Genomic DNA, 17,973 nt, shown 5'->3' on the forward strand with positions numbered 1-17,973 from the left:
TTTTGCATTAGCGCTGTTCAGCCAACCTCACAACAAAATGGAGTTCGAGTTCATGCACAAGCGTCCCTTGAAGATGTTGCTTTGCGCCGTCGCTGCGACTGTCGGTCTGAGCGCCGGCCTGAATGCCAGCGCTGCCGACCCGCTGAAGGTCGGTTTCGTCTATATCGGCCCCATCGGTGACCACGGCTGGACCTACCAGCATGAACAGGGACGCAAGGAACTGGTGGCGAAACTCGGCGACCGAATCACCACCAACTACGTGGAAAACGTGCCTGAAGGCGCCGACGCCGAGCGGGTGATCCGCAACATGGCCAAGGACAAGTACGACCTGATCTTCACCACGTCCTTCGGCTACATGAACCCGACACTGAAGGTCGCCAAGCAATTCCCCAAAGTGACCTTCGAACACGCCACCGGCTACAAGCAGGACAAGAACCTGGGCACGTACCTGGCTCGCACCTACGAAGGCCGCTACGTCGGCGGTTTCCTCGCGGCCAAGATGACCAAGACCAAAAAGATCGGCTACGTCGCCTCCTTCCCGATCCCGGAAGTCATCCGCGACATCAACGCCATCCAACTGGCCCTGAACAAATACAACCCCGGCACCGAAATCAAAGTGGTGTGGGTCAACTCCTGGTTCGATCCGGGCAAGGAAGCCGATGCCGCCAACGCACTGATCGACCAGGGCGTGGATGTGGTGTTCCAGCACACCGACAGCCCGGCGCCGATCCAGGCCGCCGAGCGGCGCGGCGTCTATGCCGTCGGCTACGCTTCGGACATGGCCCACTTCGGTCCCAAGGCGGTGCTGACCTCGATTGTCAACGACTGGGGCCCGCACTACATCCAGGCCACCCAAAGCGTGCTCGACCATAGCTGGAAATCCCAGGACTACTGGGGCGGCCTGAAGGAAGGCACGGTGAAACTGCCGATCAGCGACCTGGTGCCAGCGGCGGTCAAAGGCGAAGCCGAGCAGATCATCGCCGACATCGAGAGCGGTGCTTTCCATCCGTTCACCGGGCCGATCAAGGACCAGGCCGGCGTCGAGAAAATCCCGGCGGGCGTGAGCGCTACCAATGTGGAACTGGCGTCGATGAATTACTACGTCGAAGGTATGAAGGCTGAGATTCCCAAATAACTGACGAGTCAACACAAAACCCTGTGGGAGCGAGCCTGCTCGCGATAGCGGACTGACATTCAACGTTGATGTCGACAGACAAATCGCTATCGCGAGCCGGCTCGCTCCCACATCGGCCCCCTCACACAATCAGGAAAGCCGCATGAACAGCCTTCCCATCATCGACATCAGCCCGCTCTACGGCGATAGCCCCAGCGCCTGGCAATCGGTCGCCAACCAGATCGACCAGGCCTGCCGCCAGTGGGGCTTTTTCTACATCAAGGGTCACCCCATCAGCCCGGCTCGCATCACCGAAGTCCTGGACCATGCCCAACGCTTCTTCAGGCTGCCGGTAGAAGAAAAACTCAAGATCGACATCACCCAGACCCGCCATCATCGCGGCTACGGCGCCGTCGCCACCGAACAACTGGACCCGGCCAAACCCAGCGACCTGAAAGAAACCTTCGACATGGGCCTGCACTTGCCGGCCGATCATCCCGACGTGCTGGCGCACAAGCCTCTGCGCGGTCCTAACCGACACCCGGATCTGGCGGGCTGGGAACCCCTGATGGAGCAGCATTACCGCGACATGCAGGCCCTTGCCCAAACCCTGCTGCGCGCCATGACCCTGGCCCTCGGCATCGAGCGGGACTTCTTCGACACGCGCTTCACCGAGCCTGTGAGCGTGCTGCGCCTGATTCACTATCCGCCGCGTCACACCGCCAGCTCTGCCGAACAGCAAGGTGCCGGCGCCCATACCGATTACGGCTGCATCACCCTGCTCTACCAGGACGCCGCTGGTGGCCTGCAAGTGCGCAACGTCAACGGCCAATGGATCGACGCGCCGCCCATCGACGGCACGTTCGTGGTCAACCTCGGCGACATGATGGCGCGCTGGAGCAACGACCGTTACCTGTCCACCCCCCACCGGGTGATCAGCCCGCTGGGGGTAGACCGCTACTCGATGCCGTTCTTTGCCGAGCCGCACCCCGACACGCAGATCCAATGCCTGCCCGGTTGTCAGGATGAGGGCCACCCACCGAAGTACCCGACCACCACCTGCGCCGAATTCCTGCTGTCACGCTTCGCTGACACCTATGCTTATCGGCGGGAACAACAGGCGGTGTAGTGGATCAGCCGGTCAGGTTTTACCAGACATTGCGGCCAGCCCCTGTAGAATGCCCGCCATCGATTCGCTGATGAGAAAAGAACATGTACGACTGGCTGAACGCCTTGCCCAAGGCTGAACTGCATTTGCATCTGGAAGGCTCGCTGGAGCCCGAGCTGCTGTTCGCCCTGGCCGAACGCAACAAGATCGCCCTGCCGTGGAGCGACGTGGACACCCTGCGCAAGGCCTATGCCTTCAACAATCTGCAGGAATTCCTCGACCTGTATTACCAGGGCGCCGACGTGTTGCGCACCTCCCAGGATTTCTACGACCTGACCTGGGCCTACCTGTTGCGCTGCAAGGCGCAGAACGTGATTCACACCGAACCGTTCTTCGACCCGCAGACTCACACCGACCGTGGTGTCCCGTTCGAAGTGGTGCTCAACGGCATCGCCGCGGCCCTCAAGGACGGTGAACAGCAACTGGGCATCACCAGCGGCCTGATCCTGAGTTTCCTGCGCCACCTGAGCGAAGAACAGGCCGAGAAAACCCTCGACCAGGCGCTGCCGTTCCGCGACGCGTTCGTGGCCGTGGGTCTGGACAGTTCAGAAATGGGTCACCCGCCGAGCAAGTTCCAGCGGGTATTCGACCGTGCACGCAACGAGGGCTTCCTGACCGTTGCCCACGCCGGTGAAGAAGGCCCGCCCGAGTACATCTGGCAAGCCCTGGACCTGTTGAAGATCCAGCGCATCGACCACGGCGTGCGGGCCATTGAAGATGAACGACTGATGCAGCGGATCATCGACGAACAGATCCCGCTGACGGTCTGCCCGTTGTCCAACACGAAGTTGTGTGTGTTCGACGACATGTCACAACACAACATCCTCGACATGCTCGAACGCGGTGTGAAGGTGACGGTCAACTCCGATGACCCGGCGTACTTCGGCGGCTACGTCACCGAAAACTTCCACGCGCTGCACACCCACCTGGGCATGACCCAGGACCAGGCCACACGCCTGGCGCAGAACAGCCTGGATGCACGGCTGGTAAAACCCTAAGACGGGTGATGCCCCCTTGTGGGAGCGAGCCTGCTCGCGATAGCAGCATGACATTCGACATCGATGTCGCCTGACTTACCGCCATCGCGAGCAGGCTCGCTCCCACAAGAGTGAAGTGGTTTAACCGGCCACCGTACCCTCGCTCAACTCCTCCAATGTCTTGCCCCGCGTCTCCACGCCAAACAACCAGACCACCCCCGCCGCCACGGCGAAGCACAGCGCGCCCAGGGCGAACACACCGCCCTGTCCGGTAATGGGAAACACCAACCCGGTGACCAGGGGCCCGAGCAGCGAACCAATGCGACCGACAGCCGAGGCAAAACCTGAGCCCGTGGCCCGTGCCGAGGTGGGGTACAGCTCCGGCGTGTAGGTGTAGAGCACCGCCCACATGCCGAACAGGAAGAACTGCATCAAAAGCCCGGTGCCGATGAGCAGGCCCACGTTGCCGCCAAACACCGCGCTCTGACCATAAAGAAACGCCATCACCCCGCCACCCAGCAACGTGACCACGCACACCGGTTTACGTCCCCAGCGCTCCACCAGCCACGCCGCCATGAGGAAGCCGGGAATCCCGCCCAAGGAAATCAGCACGGTGTAATACACCGACTGGGTCACGGCGAATCCGGACTGCTGCAACAAGGCACTGAGCCAGGACGTCAGGCCATAAAAACCGAGCAAGGCGAAAAACCAGACGCTCCAGATCATCATCGTGCGCTGGCGATACAGCGGTGACCAGATCTGCGCCAGGGCCGAAAAGAAATTGCCCGGCGCGCTCTCGCCCCTCGGCAGACGAATCGGTTCAGGCAATTCTCCACGTCCCAACGAGGCTCGGACCTTGTCTTCGATTCGCTTGAGCACGGCGTCCGCCTCGTCCCCCCGGCCGGCCTGTTCCAGCCAGCGCGGCGACTCGGGAATGAAGAAGCGAATGACCAGGACGAACACCGCCGGCACCGCCAACACCAGGAAGATGTCGCGCCAGCCGATCACCGGCAACAGGAAATACGACAGCACGCCCGCCGCCACGAAACCCAACGGCCAGAAGCCATCCATTAACGCGATATAGCGGCCTCGGCGTGTGGCCGGGATCAGTTCCGAGAGCATCGACTGAGCGATCGGAAACTCCATGCCCATGCCGATACCCAGCAGGATACGGAACAGCATCAGTGAATCGACGCTCTGGGCGGTCGAGCACAAATAACTGGCGACGCCCCACAACACGATGCTCCACTGGAACACCGGCTTGCGCCCGAACCGATCGGCCAGCATGCCCGACAGCGATGCTCCCAGTACCATGCCAAAGAAACTGGAGCTGGCGAGCAAACCTGCCTGGGCGGTGCTTAAGCCAAACTCGGCTTTGATCGAGCCCAGCAGGAACGTCATCATGGCCAGGTCCATGGAGTCGAAGAAAAACGCCAAGGCAATAATGATGAAAATAATCCGGTGGTAGCCGCTGATGGGCAGTCGCTCCAGACGTTCCGCCGCGCTGTAGCCGTGAGTATCCATGCTGTTTCCCCCAATCCAAAAAAATCCCAGGTTCGAGTGTGCGCGAACCTTGCTGGAGGCTATTGCTGAATACGACCTGTCGGCAGCCCTAGAACGCCATTTCCACGGTGTCCTGCGTGGCGAACCGATGGATTTCCTGCTGGCCAAGCACCGTTACCTGCAAGGCCCTGGAGTCGTTGGGCAAGCTCAGCCAACCGGACTGCATGAACAGTTGCAGCAACGCAGCACCCAAGGCGCCCCCCAGGTGCGGACGTCGCTCGCTCCAGTCCGGGCAGGCACAAGCGGTGCGGGCGTTGCGGTGGGCCAGCGCCTGGATGAACAGGCCGTGCCCGGCCAGCTCATTGGCACCTTTGTGAGTCACGATCACCCGCTGGTCGCCCTGCTCGATCCATCCGGCATCCAGCAGGCGCTGATACAGGTCGGCCGCCAGGGTGCCGCCCAGATGGTCTTCGCAAAGCCTGGCCCTCATCAACGAAGCGGGAGCCGACGGGGCCTTGCCCGGCATGACTCCGCGCTTGAAGACTTCCGGAAGCTGGCGCGGCGTACTGGCCAGGGTCGCGCTGGCCAGCGCTTCGACGGCAGCGCCGATCTCGGGTGCCGCCAGGCGGAAAAACCGTTTGCGGCCACGGGCTTCGACTTTCAACAGGCCACCGGCGGACAGACGGCCCAGATGAGCGCTGGCCGAAGACGGCGACAGCCCGGCCAGCAACGCCAGCTCTTCAGCCTGCCGCGCAGTGCCGTCCATCAAGGCCCACATCATTGCGCTGCGTTTTGGGTCGGCCAGCAGCGTGGCGATCTGGCTGATGCAAGGTGCATGTTCCATGTATTCACTCCCTGTTGAATCATTCGTCTACTGCTCTGGCGCTAGTGACCAGCAATGGGGCCGCCCAAAGCGGCTCGACCGCCGCAAATCGCGCGCCGCTTCAGGCGGCCGCTAGTATAAGCGTGCGGATCGAGGTTTCCTGTCCTCCGGAAACCTTTGGAGGCGATTGTTCGTGAGGGAAAAGTCTCTATTTACGCGCGACTAATGGTCGTCCCCCGTCGAGAGGGCAAATTGTGCCGTCAACCGGCCACAACGCAGCTTGAGCATTTCCCGCAGCAGATTGATGGGTTTGCTCAGTTGCGCTCGGTGAGCACACAGCAGATTGAGCGGCGCGCGTTCGCATTGCAGATGCGGCAGAAGGATTTTCAAACGTCCGGCCAACACATCGGTTGAAACGTCCAGCCAGGACTTGTAAGCGATCCCCGCGCCTGCCACCGCCCAGCGACGCACCACATCGGCATCGTCGCTGAAGCGGTCGCCGCTGACGGTCAGGCTCATTTCCCGTTTGCCGTCATGAAAACGCCAACGGTCATGAACCCGCGTGCCGAGCATATACAACAGACAATTGTGCTGGGCCAGTTGCTCCAACTGAACAGGTTCGCCATGCCGAGCCAGGTAACTGGGCGATGCACACAGCACCCGGCGGTTATCCGGCGCGACCGGCAGGGCCACCAGGCTCGAATCTTCCGGCTCGCCATAACGCAACGCGACGTCCACCGGCTGCTTGAACAGATCAGCGATGCGATCACCCAGCAGCAGTCGCACGGTCAGCCCCGGATGCTCCTCCTGGAACGCGTCCAGCCAGGGCAGCAGCAGGTTGCGTCCCAAGTCCGAGGGGGCGGACAACTGCAACACCCCGCTGACCTGGTCCTGGCCGCTGGTCAATAACCTGCGTCCTTCGTCGAGGCTGCTCAGCGCCGCGCGGGCATACTCAAGGAAGCCTTCGCCCTCGGCCGTCAGGCGCAAACTGCGGGTAGAGCGCGCCAACAGCCGGGCGCCCAAGTGTTGTTCTATCCGCTTCAATGCGGCGCTGGCCACCGCCGCCGACAGGTCCATGACCCTGGCCGCGGCAGACAGGCTGCCCAGGTCTGCGGCCCGGACGAACAACTGCAAGTCGTCGAATCGAAGCATGACGGCCTCATTATCAAAAAAACATTGAAAGAGCCTGTTCTTTTAGCCGGTTTTATCTCGGCGATAAATAGCTAACCATTGGCTTCATCGAACTCACTTCAAGGAGCCGCCTATGAAAGCCATCGCCTACTACCATTCGTTACCGATCACCGACCCGCAATCGCTGCAGGACATTGAACTGCCGGAACCCACCGCCGGCCCTCGGGACCTGCTGGTGGAAGTCAAAGCCATTTCGGTCAACCCGGTCGACACGAAAATTCGCCAGAACGTCCAGCCTGAAGACGGCGCAGCCAAAGTGCTGGGTTGGGACGTGGCCGGCGTGGTCAAGGCGGTGGGCAATGAGGTCACGCTGTTCAAGGCGGGCGACAAAGTGTTCTACGCCGGCTCCATTGCCCGCGCCGGCGGCAACAGCCAATTGCATGTGGTGGATGAACGTATCGTCGGCCAGATGCCCAAGACGCTCGGTTTCGCCGAAGCCGCTGCCCTGCCGCTGACGGCCATTACCGCGTGGGAATTGCTGTTCGAGCGCCTGCAAATCCAGGAAGGCCAGGAGGATCAGGGGCAAAGCCTGTTGATCGTCGGCGCTGCAGGAGGTGTCGGCTCGATACTGACGCAACTGGCCAGCCAGCTCACCGCACTGAAAGTGATTGGCAGCGCTTCCCGGCCGCAGACACAGGACTGGGTAAGAGGCCTGGGTGCCGATCTGGTCGTGGACCATAGCCATCCGCTGAGCGATGTATTAAAGCAGGCAGGCCAGGCTCAGGTGACCCATGTCGCCAGCCTGACCCACACCGATCTGCATCTGGATCAATTGGTGGAAGCCCTGGCGCCCCAAGGCAAACTGGCGCTGATCGATGATCCCAAGGCGCTGGATGTGACCAAGCTCAAGCGCAAGAGCCTGTCGTTGCATTGGGAGTTCATGTACACCCGCTCGCTGTTCGAAACGGCGGACATGATTGAGCAACATAACCTGCTCAACCGCGTCGCCGCGCTAATCGATGCCGGCACATTGCAGACCACCGTGGGCGAGCACTTTGGCACCATCAACGCCGAAAACCTGCGCCGGGCCCATGCCCTGCTGGAAAGCGGAAAAGCCAAAGGCAAGATTGTGCTTGAAGGTTTCTAACCACCGATAAGGGGGCGTTTTTCGTAGAGGCAAAGCTTGCTCGCGATGAAGGTCGCGCGGTTCCCCGTCAGGCCAAGTCGTCGCGTATCGCGAGCAAGCTTTGCTCCCACAAAAAAAACCTGCACCGTCAGTCTGAGAATTGACCCTTGTCACAATTGCGATCGCATTCAGGTCTACACTCGAGGCCTTTGCAGCACAATCTTTTACGTGAGGAGGTCAGCAATGAAGATCCTGATAAAAGAAGTGGCAAAATCCCAGTGGCAAGTGCGTCTTGACCAACACGTCGTGACCTTCCGCACCGAGGCCGAGGCCCAGGCTTTCGCCACCACCCTGCAAGCGCGTATTCACGCACCTCACCGCTACCCTGAACAGCAGCAGCGAGCGGCCGGCTGAATCAGTCCTGGCCACTGGCTTGTGCCAGTGTCCGGGCCTGTTGCAGGCGGCGGGTCAGCATCGCTGCACCCACCACCAATAACCCGCAAAGGCTGATGACCATCGCCATCGGCACGGCACTGCCATCGTGCAGCGCCGCCACCAATGCGGCGGCACCGGCGGCCACCGAAAACTGCAGGCATCCCAGCATCGCCGACGCGCTACCGGCACGAGCACCCTGTCCACTCATGGCGCAAGCCGAGGCATTGGGCAGGATGCAACCCAGGCTGGCGATGCAAATGAACAGCGGAATCAATAACGGCCACAACCGCTCAGGGTGCAAAGAACTGACCGCCAACAAACACAGCCCGGCGGCGAGATAGACCCACACCGCGCGCGACAGCAGGAATGCCGGCTCACGTTTGGACAACAACCGGGCGTTGACCTGTGCCACCAGGATAAAACCCGCCGCGTTGGTTCCGAACAGCCAGCCGAAGTGTTCGGCCGGCACACCGTAGAGCTTGATGAAGACGAAAGGCGAACCGGCAATGTAGGCAAACATCCCGGCGATAGCGATGCCTCCCGTCAAGGCATGCCCGAGGTAGACCGTGTCGGTCAACAGTCGACCATATTGGCGCAACGCCCCGGACAATGGTTGACGCGGCACATGGGCCGGCAGACTTTCCGGCAGCCACAATGCCACGGCCGTCGCCGCCAGTGCGCTGAACAGCGTCAGGGCAATGAAGATCGATTGCCAGCCATGCAGGTTCACCAACAGCCCGCCAAGCATTGGCGCGAGGATCGGCGCCAGCCCCATCACCAGCATCAGTTGCGAGAACACCTTGGCCGAGCCCACCGCGTCGCATTTGTCGCTGACCACCGCCCGGGAAATCACCATGCCGGCGCATCCGCCCAGAGCCTGGACGAAACGGGCACCGATCAGCCATTCCAGACTCGGCGCATAGGCACAGGCCAGAGAAGCCAGGGTGAACAGACCGACGCCCGTCAGCAATGGAATGCGCCGGCCGAAGCGATCCGCCACCGGCCCATAAGCCAGTTGCCCGATGGACAATCCGAGGAAATAAGCCGCCAGGGTCAGTTGGATGTGATTTTCGTCGGTGCCGAAGGCAGTCGCCATGGCCGGGAAAGCCGGCAGATAGAAATCGATCGCCAAGGGACCGAATGCGCTCAAGGCGCCAAGAATCAGAATGGTACGGAAGTTCATCGGGCGTCCAGGTTCAGGCGTCAGTCAGCAGCCCGACAGTCTAGCCCTGCCGGGCGCTCTTGAACATTCCGATAGGTCGCTAACTATTAAAAAATCTCAGGCGGGACTGGCCTCGTACCCCTCCTCTTTAATGGCTTGGAGCACGGCATCGACCGACAACGAACTCTGGACCTGAACGGTCCTGGCGCCCAGATCGATCTGCACCTGCGCCGCCGGATCCTTGGCCTGCACAGCCTGGGTGATGGCCTTGACGCAGTGACCGCAGGACATTCCCTGAACATTGAATGTTTGCATGAGATGACTCCTTGGGATTGAGGTTGCCAGCAGTTTCAAGCTTGCCATCATGGAAAGGTCAAGTTCTGACGAAAACTGCCGGGCTGGCAATCGCTGCCAAGCTCGGCCAAGCTGCACACATCAAGGATTTCACACCGGAGGTTCAGCCATGCGCTGGTCAGCGTTCAGCCTGTTTTGCATGCTCGGTTTGTCAGCGGTGAGCCCTCAGGCGTTGGCCGTCGGCGAAGACTACGGCGTGCTGATCATTTCCCGCGAGCGCCTGGAAGTGCCGACTTCCTGCGAAATCGGCATCTATATCGGCGATCAGCTCTCGGGGCGTTTGTTCCAGGAACAGAGCACCTCCTTCAACCTGCCACCCGGAAAATTCTCCTTGCGCTTGAAGCTGCTGCCAGGCCAGGCGCCGGGCTGCAGCCCGGGCATGCTTGCGCCGGGGTCGCAGGATGTGACGCTCAAGGCTGGCGACATACTGAAGTTCCGCATTGCCATGACCCAGGAAGGGATGTATCTCAAGCCGGCTGAGCTGGGTTATTGACCCCTTAGATAAAAAGTGGGAGCAAGCCCGCTCCCACAAAGTGTGTGTGCAAGCGTTTGGATTAGCGCTTGACCTTCCCGGCGTGGCAAGGTTGATCCTGTAGTCATTCACTACAGGGAGCCTGTCCGATGTCTGAATCCACCCTTTTCGATCTGCCGATTGCCGGGATGACCTGTGCCAGCTGCGCCGGGCGGGTCGAGCGCGCCTTGAGCAACGTCACAGGGGCCAGCGCCGTCAGCGTGAACCTGGCGACCGAACAGGCGCGGATCCAGGCGCCCGAGGGCAGCCTGCCAGCCTTGATGCAGGCCGTCGAACAGGCCGGCTACAGTGTCCCCGTCCAGACGCTGGAACTGTCCATCGAGGGAATGACCTGTGCCTCATGCGTCGGCCGGGTCGAGCGTGCCCTAAGCAAAGTCGCCGGGGTGAACCGTGTCAGCGTCAACCTCGCCAACGAACGGGCCCACCTGGACTTGCTCGGCCGGGTCGACCCGCAAACCCTGATCGATGCGGTCAAGGGCGCCGGTTATGACGCCAGTGTCTGGCAGGCCGAGCAACCCCATGACGCACAAAGCAATCGCCTGAATCGCGAGCGCCTGGCCTTGGTGCTGGCGATTTTGCTGTCCGTACCGTTAGTGCTGCCCATGCTTTTGCAACCGTTTGGCGTGCATTGGATGCTGCCGGCCTGGGTTCAATTCGCTTTGGCGACGCCGGTGCAGTTCATTTTCGGTGCGCGCTTCTATATCGCGGCCTACAAGGCCGTGCGTGCCGGGGCCGGGAACATGGATCTGCTGGTGGCCCTGGGCACCAGCGCGGGTTATGGCTTGAGCATTTATGAATGGGCCATTGCCCGCCCTGGCAGCATGCCGCACCTGTATTTCGAGGCCTCGGCCGTGGTGATTGCCCTGGTATTGCTCGGCAAATACCTGGAAAGCCGCGCCAAGCGCCAAACCGCAAGTGCTATCCGCGCCCTCGAAGCCTTGCGACCGGAGCGGGCGATTCAGGTCATTGACGGGCAGGAGCGGGACGTCGCCATCAGCGCCCTGCGCTTGAATGATCGGGTGCTGGTCAAACCCGGCGAACGCTTCCCGGTGGATGGCGAAGTGCTGGAAGGCCAGAGTCACGCTGACGAAGCCTTGATCAGTGGCGAAAGCCTGCCGGTGCCCAAACAGCCCGGCGACAAGGTGACGGGCGGTGCCATCAACGGCGAAGGCCGCCTGCTGGTGCGCACCCTGGCCCTGGGCACGGAAACCGTCCTGGCGCGCATCATCCGCCTAGTGGAAGACGCCCAGGCGGCCAAGGCCCCCATTCAAAAGCTGGTGGATAAAGTCAGCCAGGTCTTCGTGCCGGTCGTGCTGGTGCTGGCATTGGCGACGTTGATCGGCTGGTGGTTGTATGGCGCCCCCCTGGAGACGGCACTGATCAACGCTGTCGCCGTGCTGGTGATCGCCTGCCCGTGCGCCCTCGGTCTGGCGACACCCACGGCAATCATGGCCGGCACCGGGGTGGCTGCCCGCCATGGAATCCTGATCAAGGATGCCGAGGCCTTGGAGCGCGCCCATGAAGTCGACACCGTGGTGTTCGACAAGACCGGAACCTTGACTTCCGGCACACCACGCATCGCCCACTTGAGCGCTCTGGACGGTGACGAAGACAAGCTGCTGCAAATGGCCGGCGCCCTGCAACGCGGCAGCGAACACCCCCTCGCCAAGGCGGTGCTGGATGCGTGTGCGGAGCGCGGCCTGGTTGTCCCGGACATCAACGACAGCCAGTCGCTGACCGGACGCGGTATTGCCGGCAGCCTGGACGGACAGCGTCTGGCCCTCGGTAACCGACGTTTGCTGGACGAACTGGGCCTGGCCCCCGGTTCGCTGAGCGAGTCGGCCCAGGCCTGGGAGACCGAGGGCCGAACCCTGTCCTGGCTGATTGAGCAAAACGCAACGCCACGGGTGCTGGGCCTGTTCGCTTTCGGCGACACACTCAAGCCCGGCGCCCTGGCGGCCGTACACGCCCTGAATGAACGCCATATCAGCAGCCACCTGCTGACTGGCGACAACCGCGGCAGTGCCCGGGTGGTGGCCGAGGCATTGGGCATCGCCAACGTTCATGCCGAAGTACTGCCGGCCGACAAGTCCGCCATCGTCCAACAGTTGAAGACCCATGCGGTGGTGGCCATGGTAGGCGACGGCATCAACGACGCCCCGGCCCTCGCCGCCGCGGACATTGGCATTGCCATGGGCGGCGGCACCGACGTGGCAATGCACGCCGCCGGTATTACCCTCATGCGCGGTGATCCACGGCTAGTGCCCGCGGCGCTGGAGATCAGCCGCAAGACCTACGCCAAGATCCGTCAGAACCTGTTCTGGGCATTCGTCTATAACTTGATCGGTATTCCCCTGGCGGCGTTCGGCTTCCTCAACCCGGTGCTGGCCGGCGCGGCCATGGCCTTGTCGAGCGTCAGCGTGGTGAGCAACGCGTTACTGTTGAAACTCTGGACACCCAAACACCTGGAGGACAAGCGATGAACATCGGCCAAGCGGCCCGCCAGAGCGGCCTGAGTGCGAAGATGATCCGGTACTACGAATCCATTGGCCTGCTCAAGGCGGCTCATCGCACCGACAGCGGCTACCGGATCTACGGTGCCGATGACCTGCACACCCTGGCCTTTATCAAGCGCTCCCGGGACCTTGGGTTTTCATTGGAAGAGGTCGGCAAATTGCTGACCCTCTGGCAGGACCGCCAACGCGCCAGCGCCGACGTCAAGGCCCTGGCCCGGCAACACATCGACGAACTGAACCAGAAAATCCGCGAACTGGCCGAACTGCGCGACACCCTCCAGGACCTGGTGGAACACTGCCACGGCGACCACCGCCCGGACTGCCCGATTCTCAAGGAACTGGCGTCGGGGTGTTGCGAGAAGACAGTGCATGCTTGAGCGAAGGTGAGAGTGAGCCTGCTCGCGATGACGTCGGCACATCCTACATCCATGCAGGCTGATACACCGCTATCGCGAGCAAGCTCGCTCCCACAGGGGATTTGTGCAGGACGCAGGATCCATATACCCCCGAGAACCAATGTGGGAGCGAGCCTGCTCGCGATGACGCCGGCACATCCTACATCCATGCAAGCTGATACACCGCTATCGCGAGCAAGCTCGCTCCCACAGGGGATTTGTGCAGGACGCAGGATCCATATACCCCCGAGAACCAATGTGGGAGCGAGCCTGCTCGCGATGACGCCGGCATATCCTGCATCCATGCAAGCTGATCCACCGCTATCGCGAGCAGGCTCGCTCCCACAGGGAGTTGGTGGCGGACGCAGGTGTTGAGGGCCTCACAAAAACACTGTGGGATTTTTTGGGCGGCCACAAAAAACCCGGCCTGGGCCGGGTTTCTGGTCAAGCGGTCACTGCATCCAGGGCGGAGGCGGTTCTTCGGTTTTGCCGGGTGGAGCGTCGTCAGCGGCACGGACGGCCTGGCGGCGTTCCTCGTCCAGACGGGCAGCCTCGATTTCACGCATGATCCCGCCGACATCCGCCAGCTCTTCCGGCTCATCGAACTCGCCGGTCAGCACGCTGGCCGGGTGCAAGGTGCCGGCCTCATACAACGCCCACATTTCCTTGGCGTACCGGGTGCGCTTGAGCTCCGGGGCAAACCGGCCGAAGTAGGACGCCATGTTGCCCACATCCCGCTCCAGCATGCTGAAGGCGTGATTGTTGCCAGCGGCGTCCACCGCCTGCGGCAGATCGATGATCACCGGGCCCGTCGGCGTAAGCAGCACGTTGAACTCCGACAGGTCACCGTGCACCAGACCGGTACACAGCATCAACACAATCTGGGAGATCAGGAACGCGTGATACTCACGAGCCTGATCCGGCTCCAGTACCACATCGTTCAGACGCGGTGCCGCATCGCCGTATTCGTCAGCCACCAGCTCCATCAGCAGCACGCCTTCGAGGAAGTCGTACGGCTTGGGCACTCGCACGCCCGCACCGGCCAACCGGAACAGCGCCGCCACTTCGGCATTCTGCCAGGCGTCTTCAGTTTCCTTGCGCCCGAACTTGGAGCCCTTCGCCATGGCCCGGGCCTGGCGGCTGTTACGCACCTTGCGGCCTTCCTGGTATTCGGCCGCCTGACGAAAACTTCGCTTGTTCGCCTCCTTGTAGACTTTGGCGCAACGTAACTCGTTGCCGCAGCGCACCACATAAACAGCTGCTTCTTTACCACTCATGAGTGGGCGCAGCACCTCGTCGACCAGACCGTCCTCGATCAGGGGTTCAATGCGTTTTGGAGTCTTCATCAGCTTTTATTGTGGGTCCTTTATTACCGAACACGCGAATGACAGTCGTTATACGGCAATCCTCCCTCCACGGGGAGGGGTTGCCGACTTATGAACCCTTCGATGCACACAATGTGCCGGATTAAATCGACCGAGCCGAATCATAGCCGAGACAGCGCATAGCGTTGGCAACTGAATGCAAAGGCATTTGCGACAAGAGCTGACAGCCATGCCCAGTGCAGCTGATTCAATGTTTAAACAACTCCCCCGGGGTCAATCCAAACATCCCCTTGAACGCCACTATGAAAGCGGACGTGGAATCGTAGCCACAGGACAACGCCGCGCTGGTCACGCTATCGCCTTTTTCCAACGACCCCAGGGACGACAACAGCCGCGTACGCTGGCGCCAGGCGCGAAAGCTCAGGCCGGTTTCGCGCTGGAACAGACGCATCAGGGTTTTTTCCGATGTGCCCAGGCGCTCGGCCCACACTTGCAAAGTCACGTTCTGGTCGGGCTGTTCGATCAGCTCGTTGCACAACGCCAGCAGACGCGCATGCCGGGGAAGTGGCAGGCAAAAGCCAACCTCCGGCAGTGCTGCCAACTGGTGAAGCAACACTTGCACCAGTCGTGCGTCCTGGGTATCGCCCTGGGAGTAATCGGCCGGCAACTGACAAAAAGCCTTGATCAGCTCCCGCGCCAGCGGCGTGACCTCCAGCACCCGGCAACGCTCATCGGCCCACGGGCAGGCGTCGCGGTGGACATAAAGGCTGCGCATTTCCGCCCGGGTGGAGGTCATCACATGATGCTCCAGGTCGGCAGGAATCCAGATGGCCCATTGTGGCGGGGCGAAAAAACTGCCTTCGGCGGTGTGCACACCCAGCACGCCACTGATGGCGTAGGAAAACTGCACCCAATCATGACGATGGGCCTGGGTCCACGAACCGGCGCTCAAGCTTTCGACACGGGCATAAAGCGGCCTGGGCAATTCCGTCAGGTCGGGAATGCGTCTTTCGAGTTGTTGGTGTCCGTTAGTCGGCATGGATTGGCCTTATGTCGCAAGACGGCTGCAAGTGCCGACGTTAGGCTAAGTCGACTTTTCTTACAACTTGCGGTGCCGTATGCACATTTTCAGACACCTCAAACGCCTGGTAACCGACTGGTTCCTGTGCGGCATGCTGCTTGCCACGTTGCTGGCGTATCTGTTTCCCAGCTTTGGCGCCACGGGTGGCGCCATGCATGCCGAGTGGGTGGTCAATATCGGCATCTTTGTCGTGTTCTTCCTGCACGGGATAAACCTGTCCGGCGAGCAGATCCGCCACGGTCTGAGAAACACCCGACTGCACGTGATGGTGCAGCTCTTTACCTTCGGCGTGTTTCCGTTGATCTGGCTGGTCAGCGATTGGCTTCTGGGCCGCCATGTGCCGTCACTGCTGATGCTGGGGTTCTTCTACCTGTGCGTCCTGCCCTCGACCATTTCATCCTCGGTGGCCCTGACCGGCAGCGCCGGCGGTAACGTACCGGCGGCGATTCTGAACGCGAGCCTGTCCAGCGTGCTGGGGATTTTCCTGACGCCACTGCTGGTCAGTTTCGTGGTCGGCAGCGGCGCCGGGGGTATCGATCTGGGTGCGACTTTGCTCGACCTTTGCCTGATGTTGCTGCTGCCGCTGGTGCTCGGACAGTTACTGCGGCGCTGGCTGGCCGGTTTTTTCGGGCGGTACAAACGCTACACCAGCATCATCGACAAACTGGTGATCCTGCTGCTGGTCTACGCGGCGTTCTGCAATTCGATGGTCTCCGGGATCTGGCAACAACAAGGCAACACTGTGCTGCTCAGTGCATTGCTTGGCAGTGCCGTGTTGCTGGCAATCATTTTGTGGATGACCACCCGCACCGCCCGGGCCCTGCGGTTCAGCAACGCCGATGAGATTGCCGCGGTGTTCTGCGCCAGCAAGAAATCCCTGGCGGCCGGGGTGCCGATGGCCGCGTTGATTTTCGGCAACAACCCCGGCCTGGGGCTGATCCTGTTGCCGATCATGATCTATCACCCGTTGCAGTTGATCGTCTGTTCGATCCTGGCCGAGCGCTACGCCAACCGCCAACGGGAACTCATTCATCAACAACGCGAGGCGTCCCTCAACGCTCGATGATTGCCGTCACACCCTGGCCACCGGCCGCGCAGATGGAAATCAGACCGCGGCCCCGCCCCGCCGCGTCCAGCAACTTGGCGAGGTTGGCGACGATTCTTCCACCCGTGGCGGCAAACGGGTGGCCGGCGGCCAGGGAGCTGCCTTTCACGTTCAGCCGTCTGCGGTCTATGCTGCCCAACGGACCGTCGAGGCCCAGTCGCGTCTTGCAATAATCCGGGTCTTCCCAGGCTTTGAGTGTGCATAACACTTGAGCGGCAAATGCCTCGTGGATCTCGTAGTAATCAAAGTCCTGTAACGTCAGGCCGTTGCGCGCCAGTAACCGAGGCACGGCGTAGGCCGGCGCCATCAACAACCCTTCTGCTCCGTTGACGAAATCCACCGCTGCCGTTTCGCCGTCGCGCACATACGCCAGGATCGGCAACCCCCGGGACTTGGCCCACTCTTCGCTGCCCAGCAACACCAGTGACGCGCCATCGGTCAATGGCGTGGAGTTGCCCGCCGTCATCGTGCCCTTGGCGCTTTTTTCGAAGGCCGGCTGGAGGGCGGTGAGTTTTTCCAGGGTCAGGTCCGGACGCAGGTTGTTGTCCCGTGTCAGGCCGAGAAACGGCGTCATCAAGTCGTTCTGCCAGCCTTCGGCGTAGGACGCGGCCATTTTCTGATGACTTTCCAGGGCCAATTGGTCCTGCTCCTCCCTGGGAATCTGCCAGGTCTGAGCCATCAGTTCGCAATGCTGGCCCATGGACAGGCCGGTTCGTGGCTCGCCGTTGCGCGGCAGTTCGGGAACGAGGTGCTGGGGACGCAGTTGCAGGAAGGTCTTGATTTTCTCAGCGGTGGTTTTGGCGCGATTGGCTTGCAGCAGGATTCTGCGCAGCCCTTCGTTGACGCCAATCGGCGCATCCGAGGTGGTGTCTACGCCGCCGGCAATGGCACTGTCGATCTGCCCGAGGGCGATCTTGTTGGCCGTCAACAGCACAGTCTCCAACCCCGTGCCGCAAGCCTGTTGCAGATCGTAGGCCGGGGTGGTGGGCGATAGCCGCGAGCCGAGCACGCATTCGCGGGTCAGGTTCAGATCCCGGGAAAGCTTGAGCACCGCACCGGCGGCCACCTCACCGATGTGCAGGCCATGCAGGTTATAGCGCTCGATCAGCCCCTCGAGCGCGGCGGTCAGCATCGCCTGGTTGCTGGCGGTGGCATAGGCCCCGTTGGAGCGGGCGAAGGGGATGCGGTTACCACCAATGATCGCGACGCGGCGTAGCTGTGTCATG

General features: G+C 61.6%; 17 protein-coding genes. 9 read left to right on the forward strand and 8 right to left on the reverse strand.

The annotated features are described in order from the left end of the window. The first annotated feature begins 52 nt into the window (after positions 1-52). From HQ912_RS25155 to HQ912_RS25165, 3 genes are all read left to right on the forward strand, one after another. Positions 53-1,135 (forward strand): BMP family ABC transporter substrate-binding protein, encoded by a 1,083-nt coding sequence (locus HQ912_RS25155; protein WP_076386480.1) that lies wholly within the window; start codon positions 53-55, stop codon positions 1,133-1,135. A gap of 142 nt (positions 1,136-1,277) precedes the next feature. Then, positions 1,278-2,243 (forward strand): 2-oxoglutarate and iron-dependent oxygenase domain-containing protein, encoded by a 966-nt coding sequence (locus HQ912_RS25160; protein ID WP_107321495.1) that lies wholly within the window; start codon positions 1,278-1,280, stop codon positions 2,241-2,243. Between the two features lie 83 nt (positions 2,244-2,326). Beyond that, a complete protein-coding gene (locus HQ912_RS25165) occupies positions 2,327-3,280 on the forward strand; it encodes an adenosine deaminase (protein ID WP_076386484.1) in 954 nt (317 codons plus the stop codon). 120 nt (positions 3,281-3,400) lie between these two features. On the opposite strand, the gene HQ912_RS25170 is transcribed toward HQ912_RS25165, so the two are convergent. The 3 genes from HQ912_RS25170 to HQ912_RS25180 all read right to left on the reverse strand — a co-directional run bounded on the left by HQ912_RS25170 (position 3,401) and on the right by HQ912_RS25180 (position 6,737). Then, on the reverse strand, positions 3,401-4,783 hold the full coding sequence (locus tag HQ912_RS25170; protein ID WP_047227420.1) for an MFS transporter: 1,383 nt from the start codon (positions 4,781-4,783) through the stop codon (positions 3,401-3,403). Positions 4,784-4,871: 88 nt separating this feature from the next. Further along, on the reverse strand, positions 4,872-5,606 hold the full coding sequence (locus tag HQ912_RS25175; protein WP_047227419.1) for an ArsR/SmtB family transcription factor: 735 nt from the start codon (positions 5,604-5,606) through the stop codon (positions 4,872-4,874). A 201-nt stretch (positions 5,607-5,807) separates the two neighbouring features. Further along, the gene (locus HQ912_RS25180; protein WP_047227418.1) at positions 5,808-6,737 is read right to left on the reverse strand and encodes a LysR family transcriptional regulator; all 930 of its coding nucleotides are present in this window, start codon (positions 6,735-6,737) and stop codon (positions 5,808-5,810) included. A 112-nt stretch (positions 6,738-6,849) separates the two neighbouring features. Between HQ912_RS25180 and HQ912_RS25185 the strand changes: the two genes are divergently transcribed. Further along, positions 6,850-7,863 (forward strand): zinc-binding alcohol dehydrogenase family protein, encoded by a 1,014-nt coding sequence (locus HQ912_RS25185; RefSeq protein ID WP_047227417.1) that lies wholly within the window; start codon positions 6,850-6,852, stop codon positions 7,861-7,863. A gap of 222 nt (positions 7,864-8,085) precedes the next feature. Further along, positions 8,086-8,256, forward strand: coding sequence for a hypothetical protein (locus HQ912_RS25190; RefSeq protein ID WP_171061426.1), 171 nt, complete (start codon positions 8,086-8,088; stop codon positions 8,254-8,256). Between the two features lies 1 nt (position 8,257). On the opposite strand, the gene HQ912_RS25195 is transcribed toward HQ912_RS25190, so the two are convergent. Continuing rightward, positions 8,258-9,460 carry a multidrug effflux MFS transporter gene (locus HQ912_RS25195; protein WP_047227416.1) on the reverse strand — a complete coding sequence of 401 codons (1,203 nt, stop codon included), beginning with the start codon at positions 9,458-9,460 and terminating at the stop codon, positions 8,258-8,260. Positions 9,461-9,556: 96 nt separating this feature from the next. Continuing rightward, complete coding sequence (locus tag HQ912_RS25200; protein ID WP_047227415.1) at positions 9,557-9,754, reverse strand: heavy-metal-associated domain-containing protein; 198 nt, start codon at positions 9,752-9,754, stop codon at positions 9,557-9,559. A 148-nt stretch (positions 9,755-9,902) separates the two neighbouring features. Here HQ912_RS25200 and HQ912_RS25205 point away from each other — a divergent pair, with 148 nt between their 5' ends. From HQ912_RS25205 to cueR, 3 genes are all read left to right on the forward strand, one after another. After that, the gene (locus tag HQ912_RS25205) at positions 9,903-10,286 is read left to right on the forward strand and encodes a hypothetical protein (protein WP_047227414.1); all 384 of its coding nucleotides are present in this window, start codon (positions 9,903-9,905) and stop codon (positions 10,284-10,286) included. 128 nt (positions 10,287-10,414) lie between these two features. Next, positions 10,415-12,808 carry a heavy metal translocating P-type ATPase gene (locus HQ912_RS25210; RefSeq protein WP_047227413.1) on the forward strand — a complete coding sequence of 798 codons (2,394 nt, stop codon included), beginning with the start codon at positions 10,415-10,417 and terminating at the stop codon, positions 12,806-12,808. Next, a complete protein-coding gene (gene cueR / locus HQ912_RS25215) occupies positions 12,805-13,218 on the forward strand; it encodes a Cu(I)-responsive transcriptional regulator (protein ID WP_047227412.1) in 414 nt (137 codons plus the stop codon). Before HQ912_RS25210 ends, cueR begins: the two co-directional genes overlap by 4 nt. Before the next feature lie 470 nt (positions 13,219-13,688). On the opposite strand, the gene HQ912_RS25220 is transcribed toward cueR, so the two are convergent. Together HQ912_RS25220 and HQ912_RS25225 are read right to left on the reverse strand one after the other, a co-directional pair. Then, positions 13,689-14,582: a PA4780 family RIO1-like protein kinase gene (locus HQ912_RS25220; protein ID WP_047227411.1), complete on the reverse strand. Its 894-nt coding sequence runs from the start codon at positions 14,580-14,582 to the stop codon at positions 13,689-13,691. A 226-nt stretch (positions 14,583-14,808) separates the two neighbouring features. Beyond that, positions 14,809-15,600: a helix-turn-helix transcriptional regulator gene (locus HQ912_RS25225; RefSeq protein ID WP_173407422.1), complete on the reverse strand. Its 792-nt coding sequence runs from the start codon at positions 15,598-15,600 to the stop codon at positions 14,809-14,811. Between the two features lie 79 nt (positions 15,601-15,679). Here HQ912_RS25225 and HQ912_RS25230 point away from each other — a divergent pair, with 79 nt between their 5' ends. Then, the gene (locus HQ912_RS25230; protein ID WP_047227409.1) at positions 15,680-16,708 is read left to right on the forward strand and encodes a bile acid:sodium symporter family protein; all 1,029 of its coding nucleotides are present in this window, start codon (positions 15,680-15,682) and stop codon (positions 16,706-16,708) included. Here HQ912_RS25230 and HQ912_RS25235 read toward each other — a convergent pair. Further along, positions 16,695-17,972: an acetyl-CoA C-acetyltransferase gene (locus tag HQ912_RS25235; RefSeq protein WP_173407423.1), complete on the reverse strand. Its 1,278-nt coding sequence runs from the start codon at positions 17,970-17,972 to the stop codon at positions 16,695-16,697. The two genes, HQ912_RS25230 and HQ912_RS25235, sit on opposite strands and share 14 nt — an antisense overlap. Position 17,973 lies beyond the last annotated feature (1 nt).

Source organism: Pseudomonas sp. MPDS, from assembly GCF_013283895.1.
GTDB classification, from domain to species: Bacteria; Pseudomonadota; Gammaproteobacteria; order Pseudomonadales; family Pseudomonadaceae; genus Aquipseudomonas; species Aquipseudomonas rhizophila.

Coding starts and splice junctions, on each gene's coding strand:
- HQ912_RS25155 (WP_076386480.1), top strand. CDS start 53: ATGCACAAGCGTCCCTTGAAGATGTTGCTTTGCGCCGTCGCTGCGACT.
- HQ912_RS25160 (WP_107321495.1), top strand. CDS start 1,278: ATGAACAGCCTTCCCATCATCGACATCAGCCCGCTCTACGGCGATAGC.
- HQ912_RS25165 (WP_076386484.1), top strand. CDS start 2,327: ATGTACGACTGGCTGAACGCCTTGCCCAAGGCTGAACTGCATTTGCAT.
- HQ912_RS25170 (WP_047227420.1), bottom strand. CDS start 4,783: ATGGATACTCACGGCTACAGCGCGGCGGAACGTCTGGAGCGACTGCCC.
- HQ912_RS25175 (WP_047227419.1), bottom strand. CDS start 5,606: ATGGAACATGCACCTTGCATCAGCCAGATCGCCACGCTGCTGGCCGAC.
- HQ912_RS25180 (WP_047227418.1), bottom strand. CDS start 6,737: ATGCTTCGATTCGACGACTTGCAGTTGTTCGTCCGGGCCGCAGACCTG.
- HQ912_RS25185 (WP_047227417.1), top strand. CDS start 6,850: ATGAAAGCCATCGCCTACTACCATTCGTTACCGATCACCGACCCGCAA.
- HQ912_RS25190 (WP_171061426.1), top strand. CDS start 8,086: ATGAAGATCCTGATAAAAGAAGTGGCAAAATCCCAGTGGCAAGTGCGT.
- HQ912_RS25195 (WP_047227416.1), bottom strand. CDS start 9,460: ATGAACTTCCGTACCATTCTGATTCTTGGCGCCTTGAGCGCATTCGGT.
- HQ912_RS25200 (WP_047227415.1), bottom strand. CDS start 9,754: ATGCAAACATTCAATGTTCAGGGAATGTCCTGCGGTCACTGCGTCAAG.
- HQ912_RS25205 (WP_047227414.1), top strand. CDS start 9,903: ATGCGCTGGTCAGCGTTCAGCCTGTTTTGCATGCTCGGTTTGTCAGCG.
- HQ912_RS25210 (WP_047227413.1), top strand. CDS start 10,415: ATGTCTGAATCCACCCTTTTCGATCTGCCGATTGCCGGGATGACCTGT.
- cueR (WP_047227412.1), top strand. CDS start 12,805: ATGAACATCGGCCAAGCGGCCCGCCAGAGCGGCCTGAGTGCGAAGATG.
- HQ912_RS25220 (WP_047227411.1), bottom strand. CDS start 14,582: ATGAAGACTCCAAAACGCATTGAACCCCTGATCGAGGACGGTCTGGTC.
- HQ912_RS25225 (WP_173407422.1), bottom strand. CDS start 15,600: ATGCCGACTAACGGACACCAACAACTCGAAAGACGCATTCCCGACCTG.
- HQ912_RS25230 (WP_047227409.1), top strand. CDS start 15,680: ATGCACATTTTCAGACACCTCAAACGCCTGGTAACCGACTGGTTCCTG.
- HQ912_RS25235 (WP_173407423.1), bottom strand. CDS start 17,972: ATGACACAGCTACGCCGCGTCGCGATCATTGGTGGTAACCGCATCCCC.